Source organism: Chryseobacterium vaccae (genome assembly GCF_009602705.1).
GTDB lineage: Bacteria > Bacteroidota > Bacteroidia > Flavobacteriales > Weeksellaceae > Chryseobacterium > Chryseobacterium vaccae.
The window spans coordinates 3937197-3950000 of the sequence record NZ_VSWH01000001.1 but is presented as its reverse complement, the minus strand read 5'-3'; the positions used below and the strand labels follow the sequence as shown (position 1 = coordinate 3950000).

The following is a 12804-nucleotide window of genomic DNA, read 5'->3' as shown; positions in this document are numbered from 1 at the left end:
CATATTCAGACAGGATTTCACGTGTCCCGCCCTACTCATTTATCACTCAAATATGCCTTTCATATACGGGGCTATCACCCTCTACGGCTGTTCTTTCCAGAACATTCTATTAAACATATATCAGCTTTTGGGCTAATCCGCTTTCGCTCGCCACTACTTACGGAATCTCTTCGATTTCTTTTCCTCCGGGTACTTAGATGTTTCAGTTCTCCGGGTTTGCTTCCCCTAAGGGATGACATGTCTTCAACATGCCGGGTTGCCCCATTCGGACATCTGCGGATCTATTCGTGTGTGCCGATCCCCGCAGCTTTTCGCAGCTTACCACGTCCTTCTTCGCCTCTGAAAGCCTAGGCATCCGCCATACGCCCTTAACGATTTCTTTCCTATTTTTAGGTTACTCAAGCGCTTTTATGCGCTCGGTTTTCTCTTTGTGATGTCTTTACCGTTAATGTCAATGATCTTTAATGCTATTTCTGCTTTAACCCGCAAATATTGTTTTTGGCTCTATTTGCTTTTTTAAGATTAAAACATCCACTATGTGGAGAATAAGGGAGTCGAACCCTTGACCTCCTGCGTGCAAGGCAGGCGCTCTAGCCAGCTGAGCTAATTCCCCCTCTAGGTGCTGTAGGCTTTACGCTATAAAACCAAGGCTTAATGCCTCCAGCTTAATGCTTATTGCTTACCGCTTTAATTAGTAGTCTCGGGCAGGCTCGAACTGCCGACCTCTACATTATCAGTGTAGCGCTCTAACCAGCTGAGCTACGAGACTGTCTGTTAGACTAACAGATTTCAGATAATAGATACCAGACTTAGCTTTTTCTTTTATCTTTCCTCTCGTCTCAATCCCTTTTACTAATTTCTAGTGGGTGTTGTATTGTTTTATATATCAACCAAATAAAAAACTAAAGCTGAACTTTAAGTAAGTTCGTGTGTATCTTACGATACTTAATTTTGTTTAACGTTCTTCAACGCTCTAAAATGAGATGTTCCAGCCGCACCTTCCGGTACGGCTACCTTGTTACGACTTAGCCCTAGTTACCTGTTTTACCCTAGGCAGCTCCTGTTACGGTCACCGACTTCAGGTACCCCAGACTTCCATGGCTTGACGGGCGGTGTGTACAAGGCCCGGGAACGTATTCACCGCGCCATGGCTGATGCGCGATTACTAGCGATTCCAGCTTCATAGAGTCGAGTTGCAGACTCCAATCCGAACTGAGACCGGCTTTCGAGATTTGCATCACATCGCTGTGTAGCTGCCCTCTGTACCGGCCATTGTATTACGTGTGTGGCCCAAGGCGTAAGGGCCGTGATGATTTGACGTCATCCCCACCTTCCTCTCTACTTGCGTAGGCAGTCTCACTAGAGTCCCCAACTTAATGATGGCAACTAGTGACAGGGGTTGCGCTCGTTGCAGGACTTAACCTAACACCTCACGGCACGAGCTGACGACAACCATGCAGCACCTTGAAAAATGTCCGAAGAAAAGTCTATTTCTAAACCTGTCATTTCCCATTTAAGCCTTGGTAAGGTTCCTCGCGTATCATCGAATTAAACCACATAATCCACCGCTTGTGCGGGCCCCCGTCAATTCCTTTGAGTTTCATTCTTGCGAACGTACTCCCCAGGTGGCTAACTTATCACTTTCGCTTAGTCTCTGAATCCGAAAATCCAAAAACGAGTTAGCATCGTTTACGGCGTGGACTACCAGGGTATCTAATCCTGTTCGCTCCCCACGCTTTCGTCCATCAGCGTCAGTTGTTGCTTAGTAACCTGCCTTCGCAATTGGTGTTCTAAGTAATATCTATGCATTTCACCGCTACACTACTTATTCCAGCTACTTCAACAACACTCAAGACATGCAGTATCAATGGCAGTTTCACAGTTAAGCTGTGAGATTTCACCACTGACTTACACATCAGCCTACGGACCCTTTAAACCCAATAAATCCGGATAACGCTTGCACCCTCCGTATTACCGCGGCTGCTGGCACGGAGTTAGCCGGTGCTTATTCGTATAGTACCTTCAGCTAGATACACGTATCTAGGTTTATCCCTATACAAAAGAAGTTTACAACCCATAGGGCCGTCATCCTTCACGCGGGATGGCTGGATCAGGCTTGCACCCATTGTCCAATATTCCTCACTGCTGCCTCCCGTAGGAGTCTGGTCCGTGTCTCAGTACCAGTGTGGGGGATCACCCTCTCAGGCCCCCTAAAGATCGTAGACTTGGTGAGCCGTTACCTCACCAACTATCTAATCTTGCGCGTGCCCATCTCTATCCACCGGAGTTTTCAATATCAACTGATGCCAGTCAATATATTATGGGGTATTAATCTTCCTTTCGAAAGGCTATCCCCCAGATAAAGGCAGGTTGCACACGTGTTCCGCACCCGTACGCCGCTCTCTCTGTCCCGAAAGACAAATACCGCTCGGCTTGCATGTGTTAGGCCTCCCGCTAGCGTTCATCCTGAGCCAGGATCAAACTCTCCATTGTATGTTTGTCCCGAGCTCACTCAAAGTTTCTTAACGCTTTAGTTTTTCCTTACTTGGTTGTTATATTGTATGTCAATGATCTTTATATCTTTCCGCTTTCATAAAGAACTCTCTCTGTCGTTCTGTTCCTTATTTGCGGTTGCAAAAGTAATAACTTATTTCTTAATGACCAAATATTTTGAAAGAAAATTTTAAAGTTTTTTTAGTAACCTTAACCCCTCTCTAAAACTCAATCCTTAACTCCTGCGCTTCCCGGCAAACCGGACTGCAAAGGTAAACATTTTTTTTAATTCCACAAAACTTATTTTATAAAGTTTTTTCGGTCTCCTTAAATGAATACTTAGAGTGTTTTTTATTCTTCTGCGCTTACTGATAATCTCTCGTTTTCAGTGCGGCAAAGATAACAACTTATACCGTCATAAAACAAACTTACTTAACATAAAATTCATATAATATTTATATTGTGGATAAGTATTGTCATAAGATTCTATTTTTGAATACGTTAATGGAATAGTAGACTTATCCACAATAACAGATTATTAGTTAATAGTTGTGGAGAGATCCTCAAAATACTGGAAAACAAGATGGAGACCAGGAATAAAGCCAGGAAAAAAAACTTCAAAGTCTGGAGGATAAGCTAGGTTTAGTGTAAGGAAAATATTAGAGGAAACATGTGGAAAACGGACTGGATATAAAAGGAAGTATTATTATAGAAAACAATATTTAAGAACTGGAAAGATTATTTTCAAACAAATCCCACAGGCAGCACGGAACTTCATGTTTAATAATTCTCGCTAATCAGGCGGATTGAGCAGATCTTTATTTTACAGATATTAAAAAATATTGTTAAAAATATTGGAATCTAGATTTTGGCTAAAGCTTTTCTGTTCTGCTTTGCTGTAAGCAGGCTTTAGCCCGCTTCTATTGAATATATTGTTTATCAATTAAATGTTTCTAAAAGTTTAAGACAAAAAAATCCCGTACATTATTTTGTACGGGATTTTGTATTCTTTATTTTGATTAATCAGATATTATAGCTACAGGCCGCCCTTACAGGACTAGCAAATCCAAAACATAATATGAATCTATGCTATTAACAGGGCGCTCCTACGGAGCTTACCAGCGTACTGCTTATAGCTTATAGCTTATAGCTTATAGCTTATAGCTTATAGCTCAAAAATAATGGGTGCAGTATACAACAAAAAAAAGTCTCATACAAAACTGTATGAGACTTTCTAATAATATAAAAACTGGCGGCGGCCTACTCTCCCGCTTGTCGCAGTACCATCGGCGCTGGTGGGCTTAACTTCTGTGTTCGGAATGGGAACAGGTGAGCCCCACCGCTAAAACCACCCTAAAGAAGGTATATAGCTGTAGGCAGTAGGCTATAAGCTTCAAGCTTACAGCGTAAAGCATACTGCTTTTTTATCGATAAAAACTTTCACAAAGACAAAACCTTAACTGCGCATAAAAGGCTTGTATAATTTAAATTATATTTGTTATAGCAACCTATAGGCTATAAATCTACGGGTAATTAGTACTACTCGGCTATGACATTACTGCCTTTACACCTATAGCCTATCAACGTGGTCATCTCCCACGACCCTTAAAAGATGTCTCATCTTGAGGCGAGTTTCGCACTTATATGCTTTCAGTGCTTATCTCTTCCAAACGTAGCTACTCAGCGGTGCACCTGGCGGTACAACTGATACACCAGAGGTTTGTTCAATTCGGTCCTCTCGTACTAGAATCAAGCCCTCTCAAACATCTAACGCCCGCAATAGATAGAGACCGAACTGTCTCACGACGTTCTGAACCCAGCTCGCGTGCCACTTTAATGGGCGAACAGCCCAACCCTTGGGACCTTCTCCAGCCCCAGGATGTGACGAGCCGACATCGAGGTGCCGAACCTCCCCGTCGATGTGAGCTCTTGGGGGAGACTAGCCTGTTATCCCCGGAGTACCTTTTATCCTATGAGCGATGGCCCTTCCATACGGAACCACCGGATCACTATGTCCTGCTTTCGCACCTGATCGACTTGTTGGTCTCACAGTCAAGCACCCTTATGCCATTACACTCTACGCACGGTTACCAAGCGTGCTGAGGGTACCTTTGAAAGCCTCCGTTACTCTTTTGGAGGCGACCACCCCAGTCAAACTACCCACCACGCAATGTCCTTCAATTCAGAAGTTAGGCTCCAAGTAAGTAAAGGGTGGTATTTCAACGTTGGCTCCACCAACACTAGCGTGCCGGCTTCAAAGCCTCCCACCTATCCTACACATTACTTACTCAAAGTCAATACGAAGTTATAGTAAAGGTTCACAGGGTCTTTTCGTCCCATTGCGGGTAATCGGCATCTTCACCGATACTACAATTTCACCGAGCTCGTGGCTGAGACAGTGCCCAGATCGTTACACCATTCGTGCAGGTCGGAACTTACCCGACAAGGAATTTCGCTACCTTAGGACCGTTATAGTTACGGCCGCCGTTTACTGGGGCTTCAGTTAATGCCTTCGGTTTAACCCTAAGCACCTTCCTTAACCTTCCAGCACCGGGCAGGTGTCAGACCCTATACAGCATCTTTCGATTTAGCAGAGTCCTGTGTTTTTGATAAACAGTCGCCTGGGCCTCTTCACTGCGGCCACCATTGCTGATGGCGTCTCTTCTTCCGAAGTTACGAGACTATTTTGCCTAGTTCCTTAGCCACGACTCACTCGAGCACCTTAGGATTCTCTCCTCGACTACCTGTGTCGGTTTTGGTACGGGTTGCTTCAATTCGGCTTTTCTTGGATCAGATTACACTACAGCAGCTTCGCCCGAAGGCTAGGCCTTGACTATTCCGTCAGTCTCCAGCAGCTACATCCAACCGTCCCCTTTATTCTTGAGCAAGTATGGGAATATTAACCCATTGTCCATCCACTACCCCTTTCGGGTTCGCGTTAGGTCCCGACTAACCCTCAGCTGATTAGCATGGCTGAGGAAACCTTAGTCTTTCGGTGAGGGGGTTTCTCGCCCCCTTTATCGTTACTTATGCCTACATTTTCTTTTCTATCCGCTCCACAATACCTCACAGTACTGCTTCGGCGCAAATAGAATGCTCTCCTACCAGATATACCCCTAAGGTATAAATCCATAGCTTCGGTAATATGTTTATGCCCGATTATTATCCATGCCGGACCGCTCGACTAGTGAGCTGTTACGCACTCTTTAAATGAATGGCTGCTTCCAAGCCAACATCCTAGCTGTCAATGCAGTCCAACCGCGTTGCTTCAACTTAACATATATTTGGGGACCTTAGCTGTTGGTCTGGGTTCTTTCCCTCTCGGACATGGACCTTAGCACCCATGCCCTCACTGCCGACGAACATTTATTAGCATTCGGAGTTTGTCAGGAATTGGTAGGTGGTGAAACCCCCGCATCCAATCAGTAGCTCTACCTCTAATAAACTTAACATCGACGCTGCACCTAAATGCATTTCGGAGAGTACGAGCTATCTCCCAGTTTGATTGGCCTTTCACCCCTACCCACAGGTCATCCGAAGACTTTTCAACGTCAACCGGTTCGGTCCTCCACTCTGTGTTACCAGAGCTTCAACCTGCCCATGGGTAGATCACAAGGTTTCGCGTCTAATCCTACTAACTAACCGCCCTATTCAGACTCGCTTTCGCTCCGGCTCCGGTACTTAATACCTTAACCTCGCTAGTAAAATTAACTCGTAGGCTCATTATGCAAAAGGCACGCCGTCACAGCTTAATGCTGCTCCGACCGCTTGTAGGCGTACGGTTTCAGGTTCTATTTCACCCTTCTATTCGAAGTGCTTTTCACCTTTCCTTCACAGTACTTGTTCACTATCGGTCTTTCAGGAGTATTTAGCCTTGGAGGATGGTCCCCCCATATTCAGACAGGATTTCACGTGTCCCGCCCTACTCATTTATCACTCAAATATGCCTTTCATATACGGGGCTATCACCCTCTACGGCTGTTCTTTCCAGAACATTCTATTAAACATATATCAGCTTTTGGGCTAATCCGCTTTCGCTCGCCACTACTTACGGAATCTCTTCGATTTCTTTTCCTCCGGGTACTTAGATGTTTCAGTTCTCCGGGTTTGCTTCCCCTAAGGGATGACATGTCTTCAACATGCCGGGTTGCCCCATTCGGACATCTGCGGATCTATTCGTGTGTGCCGATCCCCGCAGCTTTTCGCAGCTTACCACGTCCTTCTTCGCCTCTGAAAGCCTAGGCATCCGCCATACGCCCTTAACGATTTCTTTCCTATTTTTAGGTTACTCAAGCGCTTTTATGCGCTCGGTTTTCTCTTTGTGATGTCTTTACCGTTAATGTCAATGATCTTTAATGCTATTTCTGCTTTAACCCGCAAATATTGTTTTTGGCTCTATTTGCTTTTTTAAGATTAAAACATCCACTATGTGGAGAATAAGGGAGTCGAACCCTTGACCTCCTGCGTGCAAGGCAGGCGCTCTAGCCAGCTGAGCTAATTCCCCCTCTAGGTGCTGTAGGCTTTACGCTATAAAACCAAGGCTTAATGCCTCCAGCTTAATGCTTATTGCTTACCGCTTTAATTAGTAGTCTCGGGCAGGCTCGAACTGCCGACCTCTACATTATCAGTGTAGCGCTCTAACCAGCTGAGCTACGAGACTGTCTGTTAGACTAACAGATTTCAGATAATAGATACCAGACTTAGCTTTTTCTTTTATCTTTCCTCTCGTCTCAATCCCTTTTACTAATTTCTAGTGGGTGTTGTATTGTTTTATATATCAACCAAATAAAAAACTAAAGCTGAACTTTAAGTAAGTTCGTGTGTATCTTACGATACTTAATTTTGTTTAACGTTCTTCAACGCTCTAAAATGAGATGTTCCAGCCGCACCTTCCGGTACGGCTACCTTGTTACGACTTAGCCCTAGTTACCTGTTTTACCCTAGGCAGCTCCTGTTACGGTCACCGACTTCAGGTACCCCAGACTTCCATGGCTTGACGGGCGGTGTGTACAAGGCCCGGGAACGTATTCACCGCGCCATGGCTGATGCGCGATTACTAGCGATTCCAGCTTCATAGAGTCGAGTTGCAGACTCCAATCCGAACTGAGACCGGCTTTCGAGATTTGCATCACATCGCTGTGTAGCTGCCCTCTGTACCGGCCATTGTATTACGTGTGTGGCCCAAGGCGTAAGGGCCGTGATGATTTGACGTCATCCCCACCTTCCTCTCTACTTGCGTAGGCAGTCTCACTAGAGTCCCCAACTTAATGATGGCAACTAGTGACAGGGGTTGCGCTCGTTGCAGGACTTAACCTAACACCTCACGGCACGAGCTGACGACAACCATGCAGCACCTTGAAAAATGTCCGAAGAAAAGTCTATTTCTAAACCTGTCATTTCCCATTTAAGCCTTGGTAAGGTTCCTCGCGTATCATCGAATTAAACCACATAATCCACCGCTTGTGCGGGCCCCCGTCAATTCCTTTGAGTTTCATTCTTGCGAACGTACTCCCCAGGTGGCTAACTTATCACTTTCGCTTAGTCTCTGAATCCGAAAATCCAAAAACGAGTTAGCATCGTTTACGGCGTGGACTACCAGGGTATCTAATCCTGTTCGCTCCCCACGCTTTCGTCCATCAGCGTCAGTTGTTGCTTAGTAACCTGCCTTCGCAATTGGTGTTCTAAGTAATATCTATGCATTTCACCGCTACACTACTTATTCCAGCTACTTCAACAACACTCAAGACATGCAGTATCAATGGCAGTTTCACAGTTAAGCTGTGAGATTTCACCACTGACTTACACATCAGCCTACGGACCCTTTAAACCCAATAAATCCGGATAACGCTTGCACCCTCCGTATTACCGCGGCTGCTGGCACGGAGTTAGCCGGTGCTTATTCGTATAGTACCTTCAGCTAGATACACGTATCTAGGTTTATCCCTATACAAAAGAAGTTTACAACCCATAGGGCCGTCATCCTTCACGCGGGATGGCTGGATCAGGCTTGCACCCATTGTCCAATATTCCTCACTGCTGCCTCCCGTAGGAGTCTGGTCCGTGTCTCAGTACCAGTGTGGGGGATCACCCTCTCAGGCCCCCTAAAGATCGTAGACTTGGTGAGCCGTTACCTCACCAACTATCTAATCTTGCGCGTGCCCATCTCTATCCACCGGAGTTTTCAATATCAACTGATGCCAGTCAATATATTATGGGGTATTAATCTTCCTTTCGAAAGGCTATCCCCCAGATAAAGGCAGGTTGCACACGTGTTCCGCACCCGTACGCCGCTCTCTCTGTCCCGAAAGACAAATACCGCTCGGCTTGCATGTGTTAGGCCTCCCGCTAGCGTTCATCCTGAGCCAGGATCAAACTCTCCATTGTATGTTTGTCCCGAGCTCACTCAAAGTTTCTTAACGCTTTAGTTTTTCCTTACTTGGTTGTTATATTGTATGTCAATGATCTTTATATCTTTCCGCTTTCATAAAGAACTCTCTCTGTCGTTCTGTTCCTTATTTGCGGTTGCAAAAGTAATAACTTATTTCTTAATGACCAAATGTTTTGAAAGAAAATTTTAAAGTTTTTTTAGTAACCTTAACCCCTCTCTAAAACTCAATCCTTAACTCCTGCGCTTCCCGGCAAACCGGACTGCAAAGGTAAACATTTTTTTTAATTCCACAAAACTTATTTTATAAAGTTTTTTCGGTCTCCTTAAATGAATACTTAGAGTGTTTTTTATTCTTCTGCGCTTACTGATAATCTCTCGTTTTCAGTGCGGCAAAGATAACAACTTATACCGTCATAAAACAAACTTACTTAACATAAAATTCATATAATATTTATATTGTGGATAAGTATACCTTTTAAAATGCTTGTTTCATGCGTGTTAGGAGATATACAGAGTTATTAACAATGGCGGATTTGTTTTTACGATGCTTTGGAAAGAGGCTCTTGGGCATAGTTAGACGACGGAAATGCTGCTTTATATATAATAGATAGGCTTATTAATACGAGGGATTTCAAAAATGCTATAATAGGGTTTGGCTAAAGACGCATTGGAGGGATTGTTTTTAGGGGAAGAGGTTAAAACCCGTTCCTAGTGAATAGGGAAGACATGTACACACGATTTATTAAGAGGAGATTGGCAAGCCTCTTCCCCAGAGTCTATATATAATAGAGATATATTGGGGACAATGGGCGTTTTTTAATGGAAGAATCCGAAAGAGGGATTGGAATGAGTATCATTAAATAATTGGGAGAAAGAATTCTTTCATGAATAATCATCATAAAAGGTACACCTCACTAGCCCCGATAGCAGCGGTTACCCCGCAACATGCACTGGAAAGACGCTGGAAATGCCGCGGAAAGTAAAGCCTGAGGAGTAGAAGCGAATAGCGGGAAACAGCTTCTGATTAATTGGAGAATAAAAAGTTTCAGTATAATGGATAAGGCACCTCATCTGAAAATGGTATGGAGGATAAGTTATATATGATTGATCCTCAAAAAAACATTCCGTAAGAATCCTGATGATTAACTTATCTGGATTCCTACGGAATTATATTGATTGAAATTTTATTGTTTTTAATTCAGAACGTAAGTTGTTCCGTCTCTTCCGTCTTTTAATTCTATTCCTTCGGCAAGCAGCTTATCTCTGATCTGATCTGAGAGTTCGAAATTTTTTGATCTTCTGGCCTGATTTCTGAGCTCTATTAGAACTTTTAAAGTCTGATCCAGCTTTTCATAGTTATTTTCTTCTACTGCCTGAAGCCCTAATACGTCAAAAACAAAAGCATTCAGAGTGGATTTCAAATCTTCAAGATCTGCAGATGAAATGGTTTCTTTCTCGTCTTTCAGGGCGAAGATGTACTTCACTGCTTCGAATAGATGCGCAATGAGAACCGGAGAGTTGAAGTCATCGGTAAGTGCATCGTAAGCTTTATTTTTCCAATCCTGAAGGCTGAATCCTGACTGTTTCCCGTCATCCGGAGTAATGGAGTTTACTACTTTAAGGGCCTCCATCAATCTGATGAATCCTTTTTCACTGGCAATCATTGCGTCATTGGAAATATCCAGCACACTTCTGTAATGTGCCTGCAGGAAGCAGAAACGGACAATTGACGGGTGGAAAGGTTTTTCAAAGAAGTCATTTTCTCCTGTCACCAATTGCATCGGAAGGATGTAGTTTCCTGTGGATTTGCTCATACGCTGGGAATTCATCGTCAGCATATTGGCATGCATCCAATAATTTACCGGAGCAGCATCATTGCAGGCTTTTCCTTGGGCAATTTCACATTCATGGTGTGGGAATTTCAAATCCATTCCGCCTCCGTGGATGTCGAAAGTTTCGCCCAGATATTTTGTACTCATTGCGGTACATTCAAGGTGCCATCCCGGAAATCCTTCACCCCAGGGAGAGTTCCATCTCATGATGTGAGCAGGAGAAGCTTTTTTCCAAAGTGCAAAATCCTGTGGATTCTTCTTCTCCCCTTGTCCGTCAAGGTCACGGGTATTCGCAAAAAGTTCTTCTATATTACGCTTTGAAAGTTCGCCATAGTTTAATCCTCTTCTGTTGTATTCTAATACATCGAAGTAAACGGAGCCATTACTTTCGTAAGCGAAGCCTCTTTCTATTAATTTTTGTGTAAGCTCAATCTGTTCTACAATATGACCGGTAGCTGTAGGCTCAATATTTGGTGGAAGCAGGTTGAACATATCTAAAACTTTATGGAAATCTACTGTATATTTCTGTACGATCTCCATTGGTTCCAGCTTTTCAAGGCGGGTCTGCTTTACGAATCTGTCGTTTTCTACGTTTCCGTCATCGGTAAGGTGACCGGCATCGGTAATATTTCTTACATATCTTACTTTGTACCCTAAATGTGTCAGGGTACGGTAGATAAAATCAAAGGAAAGGAAAGTTCTTACATTTCCCAAATGTACATTGCTGTACACGGTAGGACCGCAGACATACATTCCTACGTTTCCTTCTAAAATTGGTTTGAATATTTCTTTTTCCGCTGTAAGCGAGTTGTATATTTTTAGTTGCATTTATTTTTTAATTAAAAGATTTAATGATTAAGATTCAAAAATTAGTCAAAATAATTCTATCCACAACAAATAATTGTTGTGATGAAAATTTTATCTGCGACTTTTTTAAATTTTATCATATTTAAATTGCTTTTAAATGATACTTCAGGTGATCAATATAATCCTGAATAATATATTCCAGCGTGAAAACCTGCGGAGTTGTTTTGGTTGTATCACAGGTTCTTTTCAAAGCTTCATCCGGAATGTTTTCTACGGTGTGAACAATCTGCCAGTTCAGAATATTCCAAAGGCTGATGATCTCATCCGTCGGAATATTCTGATAGTTTTGTGCTTTTACCCAAAAATCCTGATCATAAACAATATTATCATTCTCTTTATATTGAGTTACCACAAATCTTCTGATATTCGTTAATGCACTATCACAAAGATGGCCTAAAATTTCTTTTTTCGACCATTTTTCAGGTGAAATTTTATGAGACCATTCTTCTTCGGAGATATTTTTGAATCTCAGAAGTTCTGATTCTACAATATTTTTAAGAATCTGATAGTCCATTATTAATAATCTAATTTGGCATGACTTCCCACATAGTGCAGGAATTCCTGCCTTGTAATAGGGTTCGTTCTGAAAATACCACTTAATTCTGCGGTAATGGTAGAGCTCGCCGTATCTTTTATTCCTCTACAGTTTACACACAGGTGTTTTGCATCGATGATACATGCTACATCTTTTGTGCCAAGTGCTTCTTTGAGCGCATCCACGATCTGCATGGTAAGTCTTTCCTGTACCTGAGGTCTTTTTGCATAATAATCCACAATTCTGTTGATCTTCGAAAGACCAATTACTTCACCATTTGAGATGTAAGCAACATGGGCTCTTCCGATGATCGGCAAAAAATGGTGTTCACAGAAAGAATATACGGTAATATCCTTTTCCACCAGCATCTGACGGTATTTATATTTATTGGAGAATGTAGAAATTCCCGGTTTATTTTCGGGAAGAAGTCCTCCAAAAATTTCGTTTACATACATCTTGGCCACACGTTTCGGGGAATCTTTTAATGAATCATCTGTCATATCCATTCCCAAAGTTTCCATGATCTCTCCAAAAAGCTGTGTTATTTTTTCTATTTTTTCCTCTGGCGATTTATCAAAAGCATCTTTCCTTATAGGCGTATGTTCTTTTCCAGTGAAAATATCATCGTCGTTATCAGTAAAATCAACCATTTTTATTTAATTTGCACAAAAATACGGATAATATTTATT

General features: G+C 42.8%; 3 protein-coding genes, 4 tRNA genes and 5 rRNA genes (1 of these 12 cut by a window edge). All 12 read right to left on the bottom strand.

The genetic code is table 11. From position 1 onward, the window contains the following. A 23S ribosomal RNA gene (locus tag FW768_RS18005) occupies window positions 1–382 on the bottom strand (it extends 2378 nt beyond the left edge of the window). A 157-nt stretch (window positions 383–539) separates the two neighbouring features. After that, window positions 540–613, bottom strand: a tRNA-Ala gene (locus FW768_RS18000). A gap of 82 nt (window positions 614–695) precedes the next feature. After that, window positions 696–769 (bottom strand) — tRNA-Ile (locus FW768_RS17995). A gap of 207 nt (window positions 770–976) precedes the next feature. After that, window positions 977–2493: ribosomal RNA gene (locus FW768_RS17990) — 16S ribosomal RNA — on the bottom strand. Between the two features lie 1247 nt (window positions 2494–3740). Beyond that, a 5S ribosomal RNA gene (gene rrf, locus FW768_RS17985) occupies window positions 3741–3849 on the bottom strand. Between the two features lie 157 nt (window positions 3850–4006). Beyond that, a 23S ribosomal RNA gene (locus FW768_RS17980) occupies window positions 4007–6766 on the bottom strand. 157 nt (window positions 6767–6923) lie between these two features. Next, window positions 6924–6997: transfer RNA gene (locus tag FW768_RS17975), tRNA-Ala, on the bottom strand. 82 nt (window positions 6998–7079) lie between these two features. Continuing rightward, window positions 7080–7153: transfer RNA gene (locus FW768_RS17970), tRNA-Ile, on the bottom strand. 207 nt (window positions 7154–7360) lie between these two features. Next, window positions 7361–8877 (bottom strand): 16S ribosomal RNA (locus FW768_RS17965). Together the 16S, 23S and 5S rRNA genes with 4 tRNA genes alongside form the textbook arrangement of a ribosomal RNA operon. 1197 nt (window positions 8878–10074) lie before the next feature. Beyond that, window positions 10075–11541 (bottom strand): cysteine--tRNA ligase, encoded by a 1467-nt coding sequence (gene cysS, locus FW768_RS17960; protein ID WP_153397754.1) that lies wholly within the window; start codon window positions 11539–11541, stop codon window positions 10075–10077. A 121-nt stretch (window positions 11542–11662) separates the two neighbouring features. Then, a complete protein-coding gene (locus FW768_RS17955) occupies window positions 11663–12094 on the bottom strand; it encodes a DinB family protein (protein ID WP_153397752.1) in 432 nt (143 codons plus the stop codon). A 2-nt stretch (window positions 12095–12096) separates the two neighbouring features. Continuing rightward, window positions 12097–12765: a GTP cyclohydrolase I FolE gene (folE, locus tag FW768_RS17950; RefSeq protein ID WP_062700950.1), complete on the bottom strand. Its 669-nt coding sequence runs from the start codon at window positions 12763–12765 to the stop codon at window positions 12097–12099. Between the last annotated feature and the right edge of the window lie 39 nt (window positions 12766–12804).